Raw genomic sequence first — 20,645 nt, forward strand, 5'->3', positions numbered from 1 at the left:
CATATTTATTTTATCCACTCCGTTTTGAAAGTGGTTTTTCCAGTCAATGGATTTGAAGTCGGTTCAAAATTGGTTCCTTTTTTAGAAACCGTAATCGTTTGTACTGTGTCAGTTCCTGGCAAGAATACTTTGGCAGTTGCAGTTGTGGTTGCATCTGTAGCATATACTTTTAAAGTTAATTTACTCCAGTCCATATCTTTTGTAGATTGTGCTAATCCAATATGAGGAATCGCTGAACCGTCTCTAACCAAAACTATGATTGGAATATCGCCGGCTTTGATTTTATGCCATCCACCTTGGTATACTTTTTTGGTTTGATAGTCAATCCAAGTTCCTTCTGGAAGATAAACGTCTCTTTCTGTTACCTCTTCGAATAAAGGAGCCACTAACATACTTGATCCAAATAAGTATTCATTGTCTACCAACCAAGCTCCTGGATCGTTTGGATATTCTAGGAATAAAGCACGCATCATTGGTAATCCTTTTTGAGAACTTTCTTTGGCTTGCGCATAGATGTAAGGCATTAATTCGTAACGCATATTATCAGCGTTTCTAAATCCTTCCAAGAAGTCTTTGCTGTATAACCAAGGCTCGCGCGGAGGCTCTCCATGGCTTCTTACGTGTGAAGTAAACATTCCGAATGGTGCCCATCTTCTGTATAAATTCTCAGGAGATTTTGTTGCAAATCCTCCTACGTCATGACTCCAGAAACTGAATCCACTTAATCCTAATGAAAGTCCACCTCTTAATTCGGCTGACATTGCTCCATTACTTGTTTCGGCATCACCGCCCCAATGTAAAGGGTAACGTTGACTTCCTGCCCAAGTGCTTCTTGCCCAGATTAAAGTATATCCTTTTTCTTTTTGAGTAATTTCGGCAACCGCTTTGTTATAACGCAATGGGTATAAATTGTGCTCATAGAAACCAGTGCGTCCAGAATGGTAGATTCCATCTGGTGGCGCAGCTTCTCCAAAATCTACTTTGAAAACAGAAACTCCTTGGTCAAACAAATGTTTCAATTTGGCCTGATACCAAGTCACAGTTTCAGGATTCGAAAAATCCAATACTGCATCTTCGTAAGGAAGATTTCCTTTGCGATCTCTTACCGCTAAATTTTTGTCCATGATCTCATTGAACAGTGTGTTTTTTGGAGAGAAATAAGGTAATTGCCATAAACATACATGGAAACCGTCATCTTTCATATCCGACATCATTTTTACTGCATCCGGGAAACGATCTTTAGAAAATTCGTAATTGTTTCTCCAGTCTACATCAAACCAACCAGTATCAAAGTGAATTACATCGGTTGGGATTTTGTAGGCACGCAAATCTTTAGCAACTTGACGTCCTTCTTTTTCAGAGAAATAAGTGATACGGCTCATCCAGAAACCAAATGACCAAAGTGGTGGCATTGCAGCTTTTCCGGTAAGGTTTGTATATTCATCCAATATCTCTTTTGGTTCTCCAATGAAGAAAAACAAATCGGCTTCATCATCACCAATGTACATTTCATTGGCACTTCCAAAATACTTACCAAAATCACAAGTAATTGGCGTTGAATGGTGCATAAAAACCCCGTAACCACGGCTACTCATATAAAATGGAACTGGTTTGTACATAGTTTCGTTTTGAATACCATTGGCATCATCCGTCCATAAAACCACTTTTTGTCCGCGTTTGTTGAATTGGGTAAATGATTCTCCACACCCAAATATTTTTTCGTCTGGTTCTAAGCTGAAAGCCGCTCCCATACTTCTGGAATAATCGCTGTTTCTACGAACAAACGAGAATGGAAGTGTTGGTGTGTAGGTGTTTTTAAAATCAGAATCATGAAGCGTACTCGTTAGCAGCTTTCCTTTTTCGTCATAAATTTTTATGTGCCACGGTTTTGACAAAATCTCAACAGAACCGTGTTTGCTCGTGTATTTATAACCGCCTTCGATTTTAGAAGATTTCCATAATTCCGGGTGGTTTGGAGCGACTCCATCAACTAACATTAAAGACGTAGCTTCTGGATGAAATTGTGGTCCAGAAGTCGTTTTTATACGAATGGAACGATCCGATACAAACTGAATTTGGAAAGGCAATTCAGGTGAGGCTGCATACTCCGTCGTTGGAAATTCATTGGAAGGAACTACACCCGGTTTCATCATCATATTGTTGAAAGCCTGACGCGTTTGATAATTGTAACGCAAATATTTTATGGTTCCTTTTCCAGTTGCTGGATCGAAACTTGCAAGTTCATCAGCAAAATAAAAGGTGTTTAGATAATTCTGAAAATCCTTACTGATGTCTATCGGTGCATTCAAAACATCGGCATTTTGAATTTGAGCAAATCCTTTTGGAGTTACAAAAAGTCCAAATACCATAAATAAGGATAGTGGTATTAGTTGTCGTTTTTTCATTTTTTGTTAGTTTTCAAAACGTTAACCCTGACAGGGTTTAGAACCCTGTCAGGGTTAGTTTGGTTAAATATTTATTTAGTTGTAATTATTATTTTACTGCTTTTCAAACCATTTGCACTGGCTGTCAATTCCAGTTTTTCTGCTTTATCTCCTGCCTGAATTATAACTAGGCATTTTCCGTTAAGGGCTGTATGTGAAGTTCCTTTGTACGATTCGTGACTTACTGGATCTCCGCTACAAACACCTACAATTTTTCCGTTTCCTTTCAAAGAAAAGTGAATCTCATTATTGGCATTTGGCGAAAGCACACCATTTGCATCTGTAATACCAACCGTTACAAAAGACAAATCATTTCCATCGGCTTTTATGGTTGCTCTGTCTGCAGATAACTTTAAATTTGATGCTACCCCTGCTGTTTTGATTTCGGTTTCTAGAACTGTTTTTCCGTTCTTACGGGAAATTGCTTTCAAGGTTCCTGCCTGAAAAGGTACGCGCCACATAATGTGCAAATCGTCTCCTTCTTTCTTTTTGGTACCCAATGATTTTCCGTTAAGGAAAAGCTCCACCTCATCAGCATTATTATAGTATGCCCAAACGTCTACAGTTTGACCTTCCTTCCAGTTCCAATGTGGAAAAATGTGAAGAACCGTTTTACCAGTCCATTCGCTTTGGTACATATAATAAACGTCTTTTGGGAAACCAGCCAAATCCACAATTCCAAAATACGAACTGATAGATGGCCATTCATAAGGAGTTGGTTCACCAATATAATCGAAACCAGTCCAGATGTACATTCCTGCAAGGAAATCGTGTTTTTTCATCACTTTCCAAGTCGCTTCGTGCGTAGAACCCCAAGGTGCCTGAACTTGATCGTAAGCAGATACTGTATTGCCTGGGTTCCCATCCGTGAATTTAAGATCCCATCTTACCGGCCATTCTTTAACGACATCCGAAACATTATCATAATATCCTCGTGTTTCTAAAGCCGAAGTGGTTTCGGTCGCAATAAACGGGGTGTTTGGAAAGTTTTTTTGATGATGTTCAAAAGTTTGATGGGCATAATTGTAGCCTATAATGTCCAAAGCTCCCGAAGTAGCTAATTTATTGAAATCCGTTTTAGACTTTTCAAATTGTAACGTTACATCATCAATATTCATATTAACGGCAGGATTCATTGCAGCTGTAACCAAACGTGTGGTGTCCAGTTTTTTTACAATTGCTGACAATTCTTTGGCAATTACAACGCCTTCATCACTCCATTGTTCTGGAATTTCGTTTCCGATACTCCACATAAAAATGCTGGGATGATTGCGGTCTCTAAGGATCTGATCCTGTAAATCTTTGGCATGCCATTGCTCCCAATATTGACTGTAATCGTATTTGGTTTTGGCTTTTTTCCACATATCAAATGCTTCGTCCATAACGATGAAACCCATTTTGTCGCAAAGATCCAAAAGCTCTGGAGCAGGTGGATTGTGAGAAGTTCTAATACCATTTACGCCCATTCCCTTTAGAATTTCCAATTGGCGTTCGATGGCTCTGGTGTTGATAGCTGATCCCAACGGGCCTAAATCGTGGTGCATACAAACCCCTTTGATTTTGACCTGTTTTCCATTTAAAATAAATCCTTTATTAAGATCAAATTTGAAACTTCTGATTCCGAAATTGGTTTTGTATTCATCAATAATCTTGTTGCCAACACTAATTGTTGTAACCGAAGTGTATAGTTCCGGTTTTTCATCAGACCATAAAACGGGATTGTTAACAAGGATATCTTGACTTAGAACTTGATTTGCGTTTGCAGCAATTGTAATATTTTGGGTAACTGAAGTTACTTTAGTGTCGTTTTTGAAAATTGTAGTTAGAATGGTTGCGCTTTTAGAAGCTGCATATTGATTTTTGATTGTAGTTTCAAAATGTACCGAAGCACCTTTCGAAGTCACTTTTGGGGTAGTAATATAAGTTCCCCATTGTTCAACATATAATTTATCTGTTGTTTCCAACCATACGTTTCTAAATATCCCTGAACCGGAATACCAACGAGAGTTAGGTTGTTTTGAATTGTCAACTTTGACAATAATTTCATTGTTTTTATCTCCGTAGTTTAAATAAGGAGAAAGGTCATATTGAAAACCAATATACCCATTTGGGCGTTTGCCAAGATAATGTCCGTTGATCCAGACTTGGCTGTTTCTGTAAACACCATCAAAAACTATTGATGTAATTTTTTCTTTATTTTCAAGAGCAATCTTAAATGTTTTTTTGTACCATCCTAAGCCTCCGTTAAGAGCACCTCCGCCATAACCAGCAGGGCTTTTTTCATCAAATTTTCCTTCGATACTCCAATCATGTGGCAAGTTTAATGTTCTCCAAGTAGTAGAGCTGTTGATTGTATCTTTATCTTTTATACTGTCGTTCAAATGAAAATTCCAACCTGAATTGAATGCCACTTTCCTGGAATTGGAAATTGTTTCCTTTTCTTTTCCAGTATAGGACATCACTAGAATTGTAATTCCCAACAGTGCCAACGTTTGTATAAAATTGATTATTTTTTTCATTTTTTCTTAAAATTATAATGGTTTTAAAGTAGTATAAATGTATCGATAAGTGTTTAAATCACACCACTTATCGATACATAATATTATTACTTTCAGTTTTGTACGTTTTTTTAAATTTTAAAACAAATCCCTATTATTTTGGGATTGCGATCAAGAGTAGTTGTATGAATCTAACTCTTGATATTGCATACCCGTTTAAAACCCAAAAAACTGTACTAACCAAAGTCCTTTAACCTAACCAATAATCTAGTTTGCAGCAGGTTTTACTTTATAATTAAAAATAATTTGGCAATTCCCTTCACCGCTTCTACTTTGGTCTCTAACTACTGACAATCTCATCTGAGTATCATTAATCTCAATGACCTTGATAGTTTTCCAGTTACTAACATCTGGATAATAATCACCTCCATAAAGTAATTCAGGTCCACCGCTGAAAACCATTGCATCTTTGGCAATATCATAAGTAAAAACTCCAGTTTTAGTAGTTTGATCCATACTCTTAAGAGCAGTTTGAACCACTTTAACATTATAGCCACCATTAAGGTCAAAAGTCATTTCTCCCCAATTTTTGTTCTCCATAGACCAACTTTGGTATGATCCAGGAATCCACCACCAATCTCCTGAGTAAGGAGCTGGACCAGCAAAATTCAAGGCTCCCCAAGCAATTGGATCATTCATATCTAAAACCCAAGTTTTCCCTGCTGCTCCATTGGTTAATTTTGCCCATTTAGGATCGCTAAAATATGTTGGATCATTCTTGTCAACTTTTACAGTTACAGGATTCGCATAAACTGCCCCCCCTGGAGTGTATGCTGTAAAATTAATTGTATAAGTTCCAGCAAATGGGAAAAACACAGTTTGTACATTTGTATTAAAATGTCCAATTTCTCCTTTTGAGTCAGAATAAGACCAATACGGAATAACCGTAGGGTCTAAATTCGTCAATTTTACTTCGTTGTTTTTCTGCGGATTTTGTACTACCGAAAATTTTAGCGTTTCTGGAGTTAATGATATCTCAGGAAGGCTATTACGATCTTCTATAGGCTCACAGGAAAAAAGTGACCCTAGAGCTATTGCAGCTACAAGTATATATAGTTTACGTTTCATAGTTTCTTTTTTTATTAGTTAAAATTACCAACCAGGGTTTTGTGTCATCGCTCCGTTTGAAAGTACGACTTGAGATTGAGGCAGTGGGAACCAACCCAATGTTTCAGTTCTAAAAGTAATATTAAACTGAGGGTCAGCATCAACATTGTCAATAGCCGCTTTGGCCACTGATGTGCCTTGTCTGATCAAATCAAAATAACGTTGTCCTTCAAGAGCCAACTCTAAACGACGTTCCTCCATAATTGCTGTTTTGGAAACAGTCACACGGTGAGTCGCGTTTTGATAAGCACGGTCACGCACTCGATCAAGACAGGTTTGAGCAAATCCATCATTAGTACCCAAATTAAGTTCTGAAGCCATCAAGAGTACATCAGCAAAACGAATTACCGCTAAATCTTGGTAGTTGTCAATTTGGAAATTTCCTCCATTGGCTTCTACAATAGCTTTTCCTGCAGCATCAGTGATTGGGCAATATTTTTTCCAGGCATAACCTGTATACTGACGTTGTTCTCTTGCTTGAGCATCAAAATTTAAACCTTCCCCAGCGAAATTAATGATAGTCGCATCTCTACGAGTATCACCTACACCATAAGCAGCATACAATTTTGGGTTAACCGTGGCACCACCCCATCCTGTAGCATAACGTCCTATGCTACCTCCACGAGGAGCAATATCTACTTGAAAACGGTTACCTTCATGAAGATTCCAATCTCCTTTACCTGATCCGTTGAAACGAACAGCCCAAACTATTTCGGTATTTCCTTCACCTGCATAATTTTCAAGAGAAGCTGCAAGCCATAAGTGAGAGAAATCACCCAATAGAGCGTGTCCACTATTATTAACAGCATCATTTATATAAGTTACTGCTTGTGCTTTGGAAACTACTCCTGCCAAATCCGGTTTTTTATAATAATCGGTATAGAACAAAAATGCTCTACCTAAGTATGCTTCAGCAGCCCATTTAGTAATACGACCATAATTAGCGTTTCCAGGTTGAGAATAATTATCGCTACCTAAATTATCAGCAGCAAATTTCAAATCGTTAGCAATTAATGCATACGTTACTTCTGGAGTTGCTCTTGGAGAATAAAATTCGGCAGAAGTTATTGTTTTGTCTAATGGCACAATGTCTCCAAACATTTTGGCCAATTGAAAATGAAAGTGAGCTCTTAAGAAACGGGCTTCTGCTTCGTATTTTGTTTTCAGTGCAGTATCTGTTCCCCAATCTATTTTATCTAAATTTTCTAATAGAATATTGGCTCTGTAAATTCCTTGATAAGGTACTTTCCATGCATCTTTATTCATGTCTTTGTCAGACACATATAAAAAACGATCCCATTCCAAATCTCCTTGCGCATCAGCGATTCCATATCCTCCGAAACAATCGTCTGAAGCTTGTTCACTTATCAATAAAGGTCCACCGTAAGCTTCACGCTGTAATATGTCATAAATAGCAACAAGTCCCTCGTAGGCATCTGAAGGCGTTTTATAAAAATTCTCGGTTACTTTTTCGGTATAGGGTTCGTTTTCCAAAAAATCATTGGAACATGCCGCTAATACGAATAAGCTCGAAACTGCAAATAGTTTTATATATTTTTTCATCGGTTTCATTTTTTAAAAGTTAACATTAAGACCCAACATGTATGTTCTTGGCTGCGGATAGAATCCTACATCAATACCTTTGGCCCATGATTGGTTAGTGTTTCCAAATCCAATTTCTGGATCCATTCCTTGGTATTTCGTAAACGTGAATAAGTTATTCGCCGCTACATAAAGTCTAAACTTGCTGAAGAAATTAAGATTGTCTGTTAATTTTGTCAAATCACAACCCAAAGTAGCCGATTTAATTCTGAAGAAATCAGCATTTTGCACATACAAATCAGAGAATTTTGTATAATTCCCATTAGGATCTGTACCATAAGTAGCTCTTGGAATACTGTTTGAAGTACCTTCTGTAGTCCATCTGTCTAAGATGCTAGTAGTGTAATTATTATAAGCACGAGTATAATCATGAACTCCAAAAACATTTTGGCTTCCTGCAACACCATAAGTATAAATAGAAAGATCGAATGCTTTATAAGACACATCCATATTGAAACCATAAGTAAAATCAGGATTTGGATCTCCAATTTTAGTTTTGTCGTTGGCATCAATTTTTCCGTCACCGTTCAAGTCAACAAAACGAACATCTCCAGGCTGTGCATTCGGCTGAACAGAAGTAAGTTCAGATGCATTTTGAAAAATTCCGTCTGTTTTTAATCCGTAGAAATACCCAATTGGTTTTCCAACTTCAACTCTGTTGATTTCATCCATTCCTTGGAACAACAAATTTGAATCCCCGTGAATGATTCCTTCAGCATTAGCAATTCTAAGTACTTCATTTTGGTTGAAAGAAGCATTTGCATTTGCTGAGAATGACCAATCCTTTCCGAAGTTTGTTCTATAACCCAAACCAAATTCCAATCCTTTATTGTTGATATCACCACCATTGATAAAAGGCGCTGTAGCTCCCGCAATATCTGGAACCGAAGCCTGTACTAACCAATCTTTGGTTGTTTTGTCATAATAGTCAAAAGTAAAAGTCAATGAAGAGAATAAAGTAAGATCAAATCCTAAATCCAATTGCTCAGATGTTTCCCATTTCAAATCAGGATTAGAAATCGCATCTGGGCTAGATCCCACTTGCAATGTTTCATCAGTTGTACCAAAGTGATAGTTTTTGTCATAAGAACTTATTGTTGACATATAAGCAAATTGCTTAGCGAATTGATCATTCCCGTTTTGTCCCCAGCTACCTCTAATTTTAAGATTTGTTACCACATTGTTTTCTGGGAAGAAACTTTCTTTATCCACATTCCAACCTGCAGAAAATGCTGGGAATACTGCATATTTGTTATTTGGTCCAAAATTTGACGAACCGTCTCTACGTACAGTAGCCGAGAACAAATATTTGTTGTCATAATCATACAATATACGTCCAAAATAAGATTGCATATTGTAATCATAACGTCCTCCAGAAACTGTATTTGAAGTTTGGTCTGTTGCATTGCTCAAATAAGCATGTTTAAAATCATCAAAATTCAAATCTTTACCCGTAGCACTCATATATTCTGAAGTGTTTTCTTTGGCTGATGTTCCAACTAATACATCAAAATGATGAACATCATTTAAAGACGCTTTGTATTGCAATGTATTTTCGAATAACCACCCCAAACCTTTATTTGAACTCTGAGTAACACTAGATACAGTGGCATTATTGTTAGAAGAAAGTGAATACACTGGAGTAAATGAACGGTAAGCACTATCTGTAATATCTACACCAAAACTAGTTCTATATGTAAAGTTTTTCAAAAATTTCGCTTCCGCAAAAATGTTACCTACGAAACGGTCAATTTTATTTTCATTGAAGTTATTGTAATATAATGACCCAAGTGGATTACTGATATCAGATGCAATAATAGAATGTGCAAAATCTCCATTCGAATCATAAGCTGCATCAATTGGTGCTGCATTCAAGAATCCTCTGATACTGTTGCTATAAATTCCTTGATCAGAAACACCACTACTTTTGATATTTGCATAAGAGAAATTCTCTCCTATTTTCAAATGATTTTCAATAACATCTGAAGTAGAATTTACAGTAAAAGTAGTACGACCGTATTTAGATTGATTATTTTGACTACCAATAAGTCCATCCTGACCATAATAAGACAATCCAGTTGCAATAGTTGATTTTTTATCACCTCCTGTAATCAATAAAGAGTGATTTTGTTTCATCGCCCCTTCATTAAACATATCATCCTGCCAATCGTGATTTGGAAAAGAAGCGATTTGTGCCGGAGTGTACAAAGGAGAGAGTCCTGAGTTTACTCTTGCTTCATTCATGATAGTGGTATATTCTTGAGTATTCAACAAGTCCAGTTTTTTGGCCACATGTTGAAATCCTGTGTATGAACTTAATGCTACATTCATTTTACCGTCTTTTCCTTTTCTGGTTGTTACCAATACTACACCATTGGCCGCTCTAGCTCCATAAATAGAAGCAGCTGCTGCATCTTTTAGGATATCGACTCTTTCAATAGAAGATGGATCCAAATATCCAATACCATTATCTACAACCACTCCATCCACAACATATAGAGGAGAATTGTTTCCTGCTGTTCCTACCCCACGAATGTTGATTACCATACCCGCTCCCGGTTGTCCAGAAGAAGAGGTAACATTAACACCCGAACTTTGTCCTTGCAAAGCATTCACTACGTCCCCAACGGCAACAGCTTGAATATCCTTGGCTGAAACTACTGAAGTCGCAGCTGTAGAAACTTTCTTTTTCTGAGTTCCGTACCCAATAACAACTACCTCTTTAAGGTCTGAAGTTTCAGTTTGCAAAGCAACATTTATCGTCGATTGATTATTTACCGAAATTTTTTGGGATCTATACCCCAAAACAGTAATTTTTAATACGTCATCTGATTTTGCGGTAATTTTATAAGTACCATCGAAATCCGTCGATGTACTTGCGCCTCCTCCTTCTACAGTAATATTTGCGCCGGGAATGCCCACGCCGTCACTTGTAGAGGTTACCTTCCCTGTTACAGAAAGAGTTTTCTGTTGTGCAAAACCTGACTGCAGCATAAACACACTGAACAGGAGTGACATATAAAAGGGAAGCATTGTCGATGTACAATATTTTCTTTTCATAATAATTTAAGAATTGGTTAATTTAAGTTAGTAATGTTAATATTGGTTCTAAAAAGCATTGGCAATAATTTGTTCAAATAGTTCTTGTTTTCCACTTATTGATTGAGGTTCTCCTTTTGCACGGGCAATGGCACTAAGATCTTCCAGAGAGAGTTCCCCTCTTTCAAACTTAGCTCCGTTATCACCGTCAAATGATCCGTAACGCTTTTGGCGTAATTCTTTATAGTTGGTATTTTTTAAAATATGGTCTGCACAGATAAGCCCTCTGGCAAAAACATCCATTCCTGCAATATGGGCAATGAATTTATCTTCGATATCGATTGAATTTCTTCTCACTTTTGCGTCAAAGTTGATCCCTCCTCCTTGAATTCCTCCACCTTCTAAGATCACCAGCATAGATTGGGTAATTTCAAAAACATCGATAGGGAATTGATCAGTATCCCATCCGTTTTGATAATCTCCACGATTGGCATCAATACTTCCCAACATACCAGCATCTACAGCCACTTGTAGCTCATGTTCGAAAGAATGACCTGCAAGAGTTGCATGATTTACTTCTAAATTCAGTTTGAAATCGTTTTGAAGACCGTGTTTGTGAAGAAATCCTAAAGTTGTAGCCGCATCAAAATCATATTGATGTTTCATCGGTTCCATTGGTTTTGGCTCAATAAGGAAAGTTCCTTTGAAACCTTGTTTTCGCGCATAATCTCTACAAATAGTCAAGAATCTCGCCATGTGTTCCAATTCTCTTTTCATATCGGTGTTCAAAAGACTCATATATCCTTCTCTACCACCCCAGAACACATAATTTTCTCCACCTAAAGCAATCGTTGCATCGATCGCAATTTTGGCTTGGGCTGCAGCATAAGCCACTACATCAAAATTTGGATTGGTTGAGGCTCCATTCATATACCGCGGATTGCTAAATAAGTTTGAAGTTCCCCATAACAATTTGATTCCTGTTTCTTCTTGTTTGATTTTAGCGTAAGCGACCAAAGCCTGTACACGTTTTTCAAATTCTTCCAAAGTAGGCGCATCGTCGACCATATCAATGTCATGAAAACAGTAGTACGGTATGCCGAGTTTGTTCATGAATTCAAAAGCTGCGTCCATTTTATCTTTGGCACGTTGAATAACATCTTGGCTTTTATCCCAAGCAAAGGTTTCGGTTCCAGCACCAAAAGGATCACCTCCGGTGTTACATAAAGTATGCCAGTAAGCCATAGAAAAACGCAAATGTTCTTTTAACGTTTTGCCTGCCACCACGCGATTTTCATCATACCATTTGAAAGCTAGCGGATTAGTGCTTTCTCTACCTTCAAATTTTATGGTATCGATGTTTTTAAAATAAGATTGTTTTGTTGTAGCCATTATTATGATTCTAGTTTAATATGATTTTTCCATTCTTGGTATATTTCCTGATACTGTGAAGTCAATATTGTATTTGGTTCTATTCTCTCTATGCATTTTAAACCATCAAAAGCCTGATCCAAAGAAGCATAATAACCAAAACCATAAGCTGCTCCTCGCGCTGCACCTTCAGATCCGGAGGTATTGTATAATTCTAATGTAGTCTGTGTTGTATTGGTAAAGATTTCTCTAAAAACAGGGCTCAAAAAAAGATTGGCATTTCCGGCACGAACTATTTCTCCAGATGCACCCACTGATTTCATAACATCAAAACCATAATTCATGGCAAACACAATTCCTTCACAAGCCGAACGAATAAGGTGCCCGGACTGATGGATATTAAAATTCAAATTTTGAATTCCAGAATTGACCTTTTTATTATTGAAAATGCGTTCTACCCCATTTCCAAAAGGATAAAAACGCAAACCATTACTTCCTGCTGCAACTTTTGCTGCTTCGGCATTAAGAGCTTCATAAGCGATTAAACCAGTCCTGTCAGTCGACATGATTTTACGCAGCCATTGGTATAAAATTCCAGAACCGTTGATACACAACATTACCCCGTTATTTTTTTGAACTTTGGTATTATTGACATGTAAAAAAGTATTGATACGGTTTTCCTTGTCATAAACATCTTGATTACTTACGGCATAAATCACTGCCGAAGTACCTGCTGTTGTGGCAATTTCTCCTGGTTTTAAAACATTCAACGACATCGCATTATTTGGTTGGTCACCACCTCTGTAGGTGATTTTAACATCTGAACTCAATCCCAATTCTGACGCAACATCTGGGTCTACTGTTGCTTGATACCCAAAGTTGGGTACAATTTCAGGAATCATATCTACGGAAAGTCCCATAACCTGTAACACTTCATTTGCCAAAGTTCCTTTTGAGAAGTTCCATAAAGCGGCTTCCGATAAGCCCGAAGTACTTATTTGTGCTTTTCCGGATAGTCTTGCAGCTATGAAATCGCCCGGAAGCATCATGTAAACCGCTTTTTGAAAAATGGCTGGTTCGTTGGTTTGAACCCATTTTAATTTGGATGCCGTAAAATTCCCCGGACTTCCAAGTATTTGTTGCTGACAAGATTCATGTCCGATTCTGTCATAAACTTCATTACCAATGCTAGCTGCTCTACTATCACACCAAATGATAGAAGAACGAACTGGATTCATATTTTCGTCCGTCAATACTAAACCGTGCATTTGATAGGCGATCCCAATTCCAGCAATCTTCTTTAAATCGATATGTTGTTTTGAACCAAGAAATTGGATACCATTTTTCACGTATTCCCACCATTTATTAGGATCTTGTTCTGCCCAGCCAAATTCACGGGCTACAATTTCCATCTCAAATTCAGGAACCGTTACTGCCGCAACAGTAATCCCTTTTTCAGCATCAAATACCGATAATTTTATGGACGAACTTCCTAAATCGATTCCTAAAAAATACATATTCTTAGTAGTATATGATTGAATTCTTATTGCTTTTTGTACTTTTGGTCAAACAAACCATAACGTTATGGTTAATTTGACTACAAGTATATAACGAATTTTTCATATTAACAAAAAATTGTACTGAAATATTTGTAATTGATAAAAAAAGGTTTTTATTTTTACCGATATCTTATGTAAAAAAGTAGTTTTTATAGGGTTATAATAAATTTTTAAGCATTTAAAGCGCTGATTACAAATAAGTTGCATTTGATTCAATTTAAAAATAAAAAATATTTGGAATTTTGAATCCAAAAAGAGGTTTAATCACAATTATTTTACAAAATATATTTCTTTGTGTACGACTGGACTCTTTAAAAAAATATTAATTTAGTCCTAAACTTTGTAAGGCTATGAGCAGAAAAATTATAGATAGGGATCTAATACAAATTGTGGAGCAATCTGCCATGAATGCCATTACTATTGACTGTGTTATATTTGGATTTGACAACGGTATACTAGAAGTACTTTTAGTACAACACGCCGAGGGTATCAGCAAAGGAAAATGGGGATTACCTGGTGGTTGGATAAAAAAGAAAGAGAGTACAGATGACGCCGCCCACCGTTTACTGGCCGAACTTACCGGAATGGACAATATTTACCTTGAACAGCTAAAAGCTTTTGGGGAACCGGACCGTTTCCCTCTTAGAAGGGTTATTACCATTGGTTATTATGCTTTAGTAAAAAGAGAAGATTACAATATTAAAGCAGGTTTTACAGCTTCGGATGCCAAATGGTATAAAATCAATGAAATTCCAGATTTAATTTATGACCATAACGAAATCCTAGCTTACAGTATAAAAAACCTCCGCAATAGAGTGCGCCAAGCTCCATTGGGCTTCAATTTGCTACCCGAAAAATTCACTTTATTGCAACTCATGCATTTGTATGAAGAAATTTTAGGAATCGAAATGGATAAATCCAATTTCCGCAGAAAAATTCTTCACATGAAATTACTGGTTCCTTTGGATGAAAAACAACAAGATGTATCTCATCGTGCCGCTCAATTATATAAATTTGACCCAGAAATTTACGAGAAACTTACCGAAAAAGGATTTAATTTTGAATTTTAACCATCACAGACTAAATCAAGAAATGATATTATCCCCCCTAAAAATAATCCCGAAATTAATAGCAATATGAATAAAGACATTAAGGAACCAGCTATTGAGGGCGTAACTATTGACTGTGTCATTTTTGGATTTAACAAAGAAAGTCTTGAAATACTTTTGGTGCAACATGCAGAGGGAGAGAGCGTAGGGAAATGGGGACTTCTTGGAGGGTGGCTACGAAAAGAAGAAAGTGCCGATGATGCCGCACAACGAATTTTGTATGAACTAACCAGTCTTGACAACATCTATTTAGAGCAATTAAAGGCTTTTACCAATCCAAATCGTGTAAGCGGAAGAAGGGTTCTAACCATTGCCTACTATACATTGGTAAATCGAGAAGACTATAATATAAAAGCCAGTGTTACCTTAAGAGAAGCGAAATGGTTTAAAATTAATGACATACCAAATTTAATTTTTGACCACAACGAAATTTTAGATTTTAGTCTGATGCAATTGCGCAATCGGGTACGCCAAGCTCCTATTGGCTTTAATCTATTACCCGAGAAATTTACATTATTACAATTAATGCATCTTTACGAAGAAATATTAGGGATTGAATTGGACAAATCTAATTTTCGCAGAAAAATTTTACACATGAAATTATTGGTTCCATTGGATGAAAAACAACAAGATGTTTCGCATAGAGCCGCAAAATTGTACAAATTTGATCCAGAAATTTACGAGAAACTTACCGAAAAAGGATTTAATTTCGAATTTTAGTCTCGTGTAAAATTCAATTACTTAGGAGCTATTTAACTTTCGTTGAATCTTCACTATCCAGATCCACAACATAATCTTTTTTTTCTCATATCAAAAAAAAAAGACCCGAAAGCTAATCACACTTTCAGGTCTGGAGATCCAATAACTAATTAAGACTCCTTTTATAACAAATATATGTTTTGAAAAATATCGTCTTATGGTTAATTTGACTACAAGGTAATCATTATTTTTAAATTGACAATATTTAGATCCAAATATTAACTTTCTTTATCAAAAAGCATACATCGGTATTCCGTAATTTTAGCTCATCGATGATTTAACCGATTCTAACAATTTATTTAGCAGTAAAACCAGAAATTAAAATGACTATAAATAAAAGTAAAAATGCTGTAAATGCGCTGCTTTCCGAATACAGAAAAGTAATCGTAGAATTGCAAAATGTCATTCAGAATATCCCTGACGAAAAGTTAATTATGCCGATTACTTCAGCAACTAATGACGAAGATTGTAAATCAATTCAAACCATACTTGCCCATGTAGTGAATTCCGGATATGGATATTGTGTTTATATTCGAAATTTGAGAGAAGGGACTATTGAACGTCCAAAGAAAGAAATTCGAAAATCTACAGAAGAATATAAAACTGATTTAAATAATGTCCTTTTATATACTTATGAGACGTTTGACACTATTTATGACAGTGATCTAGAAAGCTTCAATGACTTAGAAAAAATAAAAACATCTTGGGGACAAGTCTATGATATTGAACAATTATTTGAACATGCAATCGTGCATATTTTAAGACATCGAAGACAAATAGAAAATTTCAAAACAACATTAGAAATTTAGACAAAGTAGCCACATAAAAAAGTGTGAAACCAAACGAATTTAGCTTCACACTTTTTTAACTAACTAACAAACTTTATTACCAGAACTTCACGTACAAAGCACAAATAATCAATAATGTAATTACAATCAATACTGTTGTTTGCGGTTTAACTTTAAACATTTCAGTATCCAATTCGAATGCTTTTGGATTCACTTTTGGTCCAGCAAAACTGATTCCAACCATTAGAAGCATAGTAAACAAGAATGACAATCCCATACAGATATGGAATGGAATCTCAAAACCACCTTTTCCATTAGGCCAAGCCGTATACAACAAAGTTTCGTTTCCAAGTATTGCAGGAGCAAATTCATTGAAAAATACCGATAATAAGAAACCTGAAATTACACCTACGATTGCAGCTGTACCCGTTGTTCTTTTCCAGAACATCCCAAGAATAAACATTGCAAATACCCCTGGACTAATAAATCCTGTATATTTTTGGATGTAAGTGAAACCACCCACACCACCAATTCCTAGCAAGTCATTCCAAGTAAACATAACAGCAAGAACCATCGCTGCAAAAACAGCGTATTTCCCAATATTTACCTGAGCTCTATCGGTAGCATTTTTTTGAATGTATTTTTTGTGTACGTCCAAAGTATAAATAGTAGAGATACTGTTTACTTTACCGGCCAAAGAGGCTACAATAGCTGCTGTCAAAGCTGCCACAGATAATCCTTTCAAACCTGTAGGAAGGAACGTCAACATTGCAGAATAAGCTCCATCTTTTCCACCAACTAAATGTGGTAAATGTCCGTTTTCATACAAAACAAAAGCAGCAATACCAGGCAACATTACGATAAGGGGCATTAATAATTTCAACATACCTGCAAATAAAATACCGGTACGAGCCGTTTGCAAATCAGCTCCCAAAGCTCTTTGAGTGATGTATTGATTACAACCCCAATAGTTAAGATTGATAATCCAAATACCCGCCAAATAAGACATCATTCCTGGGAAAGTAAGATACTTATTGATTTCCAATTGAGAAGATGTAGCCGTAGGTCTTGGAATAATCATTTTGAAATGCTCCGGTGCTTTTTCCATCAATACTTTGAAACCCGCTATTGCATCTTGGCCAAAACCAAAATAGTGTCCAACAGTAGTCAAAGCAATGTAAGAGGTTACCAATCCACCAATGATTAAAACCGCTACCTGAATTACGTCAGTATACGCTACCACTTTCATACCTCCCAAAGAGATAAGCAAAGCAAAAACAGCCAAACCAATCATAATTGCATGCAAATATTCACCACCTGCAAGTCCGTTGATAGCAACAGCTCCCAAGTATAAAATAGAAGTCAAGTTAACAAAAACATATAAAAACAACCAAAAAACAGCCATAATCAGAGCCGTTGATTCGTTATATCTTGTTTTCAAAAATTGAGGCATGGTATAAATCTTGTTTTTCAAATAAACAGGAATAAACCAAATCGCGATGATTATCAAAGCAATAGCAGCAATCCACTCATATGCAGCAACAGCGACTCCCAAAAAGAATCCTTCACCACTCATCCCAATAAATTGTTCAGCCGAAATGTTTGAAGCGATCAATGAAGCTCCGATAGCCCACCAAGTTAATGTTCCTTCTGCAAGGAAGTAAGCTTTGGCATCGTGTTCGTTTTTTTCACGCTTGCGATAAATCATGTATCCATAAGTGGATACCACGACAAAATAAATAATAAATACTGCGTAATCCGCAAAAGCGAGGTTCTGGCTCATGAGTAAATAGTTTTATAGAAATTAATATTAATAAAATGTGGTTATTCTTTTGTTCTTATATTTTGTAATCTGAAATCTACTGCTTTTTGGTATTAAAACACTTCCTTTTTTAGAAAAAACATTGCGATTTGGCAATGTAATCAACTGCAAAATATCATATGTATTTTAATTCCATTCTTTTTTTATGAATTATTGAAGCCAAATGTAAAATAAAAATATTTATTTTTAATGCTTATAAATGTATTTTTTACATTTATTTTAAATTTAGCCATTAACAACCCAAAACAGTACGATTATCCTGTTTAATTATAATTATTATGATGCAAATTCGGGACTGGTTCGAATCTTCTGCTCCCATTTCCAAGCACTGGCCATGGCTTCTTCCAAAGTCGAAACGGTTTTCCAACCCAAAACGTTATTCGCTTTATCTGTATTGGCGTAAGCCGAAGTCACATCACCTTCTCTTCTTTCCACAATTTTGTATGACAATTTTTGTCCACTTACTTTTTCAAAAGCGGCAATCACTTCCAATACAGAACTTCCGGTTCCGGTTCCAAGATTGAAAATCTCTAATGGCTCCACATTCTTTTTATTCAATAATCTTTGTAATGCGATTACGTGGGCTTTCGCCAAATCGACTACATGAATATAATCGCGAACACAAGTTCCGTCAACCGTTGGGTAATCATTTCCGTAAACTGATAACTCGGCACGCAAACCCATTCCAGCTTGAGTAATGAATGGAACTAAATTTTGCGGTACACCAATAGGCAATTCCCCAATTTCACCAGACGGATGTGCACCGATAGGATTGAAATAACGAAGCAAAATAGCATTAATGCCACTTACTTTCACTACATCGGATATAATTTCCTCACCTATCTGTTTTGTATTTCCGTAAGGAGACAATGCCGGTTGAATCGGAGTTGTTTCGGCAATAGGCATCGCTTCGGCTTGCCCGTAAACCGTACATGACGAACTGAAGATAAAATGGGCGCCTTTCTTTTTCTCTAATTCCTGCAAAATATAGACTAAAGCACCCAAGTTGTTTTCATAATACAACAAAGGATTTTTCACGCTTTCGCCAACTGCTTTAGAAGCTGCAAAATGAATAACCCCTGCCACATCATTATGTTCCATAAAGAAACTTTGGACAGCCAATTTCTCTCTTAAATCAATTGTTGATAACGTTGGTTTTTTACCCGTAATGCGTTCGATACCATCCAAAACTTCAATTGAAGAATTAGAAAGATTATCGATCACGACTACTTCAAAACCTTGATTTTGCAATTCGACAACGGTATGCGATCCTATGAAACCCAAACCACCTGTTACTACTATCTTACTCATCTTATTTGTTTTTATAATGTACCTCCGAAAGTGCTTTCAATACTGCAGCACTTTTTTCTGGAGTAATATCTCTTTGTGCTTCGCCCATCATTTCGTAACCTACCATAAATTTCTTTACGGAAGCCGAACGCAACAACGGTGGGTAAAAATGCATATGAAATTGCCATTCCGGGTGTGGTTCTCCATCAGTAGGCGCCTGATGAATTCCTGAAGAATACGGAAAAGAGGTTTCAAAAAGATTATCGTATTTTATCGTTAATGCCTTTAATATAGAAGCATAAGCTAAAACTTCTTCTGAAGTGAACTCCGTTATTTTTGTGATATGGCGTTTGCTGATAATCATCGTTTCAAATGGCCAAATTGCCCAAAAAGGAACCAAAGCCACGAAATGTTCATTCTCAATTACGATGCGTTCTTTAAGTTCTAATTCTTCTTTTAAATAATCCAGCAAAAGATTGCTTTGATTTTTATCGAAATACTCTTTTAGGCTGTTTTGCGTTTTTTCAACCTGAGTTGGCAAAGAAGATTGCGCCCATATTTGTCCGTGCGGATGCGGATTGCTACATCCCATTACACTTCCTTTGTTTTCAAAAATTTGAACGTGGTTAATGTAATCTACACTTCCTAAATCCGTGTATTCTTTTTGCCAAGTTCTAATTATAGTCTCAATTGCCGGAAGCTCCATTTCTGGCAAAGTCAAATCATGTCTTGGCGAAAAACAAACCACTCTGGCAATACCGCGTTCTGGCATTGCTTTGAAGAAAGTTGGTTTTAACTCTTCTTCAAACAAGATTGGCTCTTGCTTTACGGCTGCAAAGTCATTCTCGAAAACAAAACTCGATTCATAGTTTGGGTTACTTTCCCCATTGGCACGAACATTCCCTGGACACAAATAACAAGTTGCATCGTATTCAGGAAGTGCATCGGTATGAATTGTTTCATTTTGCCCTTGCCAAGGTCTTTTTGCCCTGTGCGGAGACACCAAAACCCATTCGTTAATTAATGGATTGTAACGTCTGTGCGGATCTTCATTTATATCAAAATTTTTCATTTTATTTGTTTTATTTTTTTACCAAAAATTAGGCGGAAAATATTTTTCTTGCCACAGATTAAAAAAATTTTCACTGATTTTTTATCATCTTGAAGAGAATCTGTGCTAATCTTTTTAATCTGTGG

At 36.5% G+C, this 20,645-nt stretch carries 13 protein-coding genes; 3 read left to right on the forward strand and 10 right to left on the reverse strand.

Annotated features, from left to right (window positions below; translation table 11 throughout):
• Positions 1 to 5 precede the first annotated feature (5 nt).
• The 7 genes from C8C85_RS06840 to C8C85_RS06870 all read right to left on the reverse strand — a co-directional run bounded on the left by C8C85_RS06840 (position 6) and on the right by C8C85_RS06870 (position 13,638).
• On the reverse strand, positions 6 to 2,405 hold the full coding sequence (locus C8C85_RS06840) for an alpha-xylosidase (RefSeq protein WP_116796401.1): 2,400 nt from the start codon (positions 2,403 to 2,405) through the stop codon (positions 6 to 8).
• A 71-nt stretch (positions 2,406 to 2,476) separates the two neighbouring features.
• The gene (locus tag C8C85_RS06845) at positions 2,477 to 4,903 is read right to left on the reverse strand and encodes a glycoside hydrolase family 2 TIM barrel-domain containing protein (RefSeq protein WP_410501043.1); all 2,427 of its coding nucleotides are present in this window, start codon (positions 4,901 to 4,903) and stop codon (positions 2,477 to 2,479) included.
• 306 nt (positions 4,904 to 5,209) lie between these two features.
• The gene (locus tag C8C85_RS06850; protein ID WP_116796403.1) at positions 5,210 to 6,070 is read right to left on the reverse strand and encodes a hypothetical protein; all 861 of its coding nucleotides are present in this window, start codon (positions 6,068 to 6,070) and stop codon (positions 5,210 to 5,212) included.
• Between the two features lie 24 nt (positions 6,071 to 6,094).
• Entirely contained in the window at positions 6,095 to 7,672 is a 1,578-nt protein-coding gene (locus C8C85_RS06855; protein ID WP_116798414.1) for a RagB/SusD family nutrient uptake outer membrane protein, read from the reverse strand.
• Positions 7,673 to 7,684: 12 nt separating this feature from the next.
• Positions 7,685 to 10,771: a SusC/RagA family TonB-linked outer membrane protein gene (locus tag C8C85_RS06860; RefSeq protein ID WP_116796404.1), complete on the reverse strand. Its 3,087-nt coding sequence runs from the start codon at positions 10,769 to 10,771 to the stop codon at positions 7,685 to 7,687.
• A 48-nt stretch (positions 10,772 to 10,819) separates the two neighbouring features.
• Entirely contained in the window at positions 10,820 to 12,142 is a 1,323-nt protein-coding gene (xylA, locus tag C8C85_RS06865) for a xylose isomerase (RefSeq protein ID WP_116796405.1), read from the reverse strand.
• Between the two features lie 2 nt (positions 12,143 to 12,144).
• A complete protein-coding gene (locus C8C85_RS06870; RefSeq protein WP_116796406.1) occupies positions 12,145 to 13,638 on the reverse strand; it encodes a xylulokinase in 1,494 nt (497 codons plus the stop codon).
• A gap of 392 nt (positions 13,639 to 14,030) precedes the next feature.
• On the opposite strand from C8C85_RS06870, the gene C8C85_RS06875 reads away from it, so the two are divergent.
• The 3 genes from C8C85_RS06875 (at position 14,031) to C8C85_RS06885 (ending at position 16,357) form a co-directional block, all read left to right on the forward strand.
• The gene (locus C8C85_RS06875) at positions 14,031 to 14,750 is read left to right on the forward strand and encodes an NUDIX hydrolase (protein WP_116796407.1); all 720 of its coding nucleotides are present in this window, start codon (positions 14,031 to 14,033) and stop codon (positions 14,748 to 14,750) included.
• 66 nt (positions 14,751 to 14,816) lie between these two features.
• Entirely contained in the window at positions 14,817 to 15,509 is a 693-nt protein-coding gene (locus C8C85_RS06880; protein WP_116796408.1) for an NUDIX hydrolase, read from the forward strand.
• A gap of 362 nt (positions 15,510 to 15,871) precedes the next feature.
• Positions 15,872 to 16,357, forward strand: coding sequence for a DinB family protein (locus C8C85_RS06885; protein WP_116796409.1), 486 nt, complete (start codon positions 15,872 to 15,874; stop codon positions 16,355 to 16,357).
• Positions 16,358 to 16,433: 76 nt separating this feature from the next.
• On the opposite strand, the gene C8C85_RS06890 is transcribed toward C8C85_RS06885, so the two are convergent.
• The 3 genes from C8C85_RS06890 to C8C85_RS06900 all read right to left on the reverse strand — a co-directional run bounded on the left by C8C85_RS06890 (position 16,434) and on the right by C8C85_RS06900 (position 20,520).
• Positions 16,434 to 18,119, reverse strand: coding sequence for a sodium/sugar symporter (locus C8C85_RS06890; RefSeq protein WP_116796410.1), 1,686 nt, complete (start codon positions 18,117 to 18,119; stop codon positions 16,434 to 16,436).
• 315 nt (positions 18,120 to 18,434) lie between these two features.
• Positions 18,435 to 19,469: a UDP-glucose 4-epimerase GalE gene (gene galE / locus C8C85_RS06895; protein WP_116796411.1), complete on the reverse strand. Its 1,035-nt coding sequence runs from the start codon at positions 19,467 to 19,469 to the stop codon at positions 18,435 to 18,437.
• Between the two features lies 1 nt (position 19,470).
• Positions 19,471 to 20,520 (reverse strand): UDP-glucose--hexose-1-phosphate uridylyltransferase, encoded by a 1,050-nt coding sequence (locus C8C85_RS06900; protein WP_116796412.1) that lies wholly within the window; start codon positions 20,518 to 20,520, stop codon positions 19,471 to 19,473.
• Between the last annotated feature and the right edge of the window lie 125 nt (positions 20,521 to 20,645).

This window comes from Flavobacterium sp. 103 (assembly GCF_003096795.1).
In the GTDB taxonomy this organism is placed as follows: Bacteria; Bacteroidota; Bacteroidia; order Flavobacteriales; family Flavobacteriaceae; genus Flavobacterium.

What these genes read in the sequence shown, in the direction of transcription:
- C8C85_RS06840 (WP_116796401.1), bottom strand. Translation starts at nt 2,405, where the DNA reads ATGAAAAAACGACAACTAATACCACTATCCTTATTTATGGTATTTGGA.
- C8C85_RS06845 (WP_410501043.1), bottom strand. Translation starts at nt 4,903, where the DNA reads ATGTCCTATACTGGAAAAGAAAAGGAAACAATTTCCAATTCCAGGAAA.
- C8C85_RS06850 (WP_116796403.1), bottom strand. Translation starts at nt 6,070, where the DNA reads ATGAAACGTAAACTATATATACTTGTAGCTGCAATAGCTCTAGGGTCA.
- C8C85_RS06855 (WP_116798414.1), bottom strand. Translation starts at nt 7,672, where the DNA reads ATGAAAAAATATATAAAACTATTTGCAGTTTCGAGCTTATTCGTATTA.
- C8C85_RS06860 (WP_116796404.1), bottom strand. Translation starts at nt 10,771, where the DNA reads ATGAAAAGAAAATATTGTACATCGACAATGCTTCCCTTTTATATGTCA.
- xylA (WP_116796405.1), bottom strand. Translation starts at nt 12,142, where the DNA reads ATGGCTACAACAAAACAATCTTATTTTAAAAACATCGATACCATAAAA.
- C8C85_RS06870 (WP_116796406.1), bottom strand. Translation starts at nt 13,638, where the DNA reads ATGTATTTTTTAGGAATCGATTTAGGAAGTTCGTCCATAAAATTATCG.
- C8C85_RS06875 (WP_116796407.1), top strand. Translation starts at nt 14,031, where the DNA reads ATGAGCAGAAAAATTATAGATAGGGATCTAATACAAATTGTGGAGCAA.
- C8C85_RS06880 (WP_116796408.1), top strand. Translation starts at nt 14,817, where the DNA reads ATGAATAAAGACATTAAGGAACCAGCTATTGAGGGCGTAACTATTGAC.
- C8C85_RS06885 (WP_116796409.1), top strand. Translation starts at nt 15,872, where the DNA reads ATGACTATAAATAAAAGTAAAAATGCTGTAAATGCGCTGCTTTCCGAA.
- C8C85_RS06890 (WP_116796410.1), bottom strand. Translation starts at nt 18,119, where the DNA reads ATGAGCCAGAACCTCGCTTTTGCGGATTACGCAGTATTTATTATTTAT.
- galE (WP_116796411.1), bottom strand. Translation starts at nt 19,469, where the DNA reads ATGAGTAAGATAGTAGTAACAGGTGGTTTGGGTTTCATAGGATCGCAT.
- C8C85_RS06900 (WP_116796412.1), bottom strand. Translation starts at nt 20,520, where the DNA reads ATGAAAAATTTTGATATAAATGAAGATCCGCACAGACGTTACAATCCA.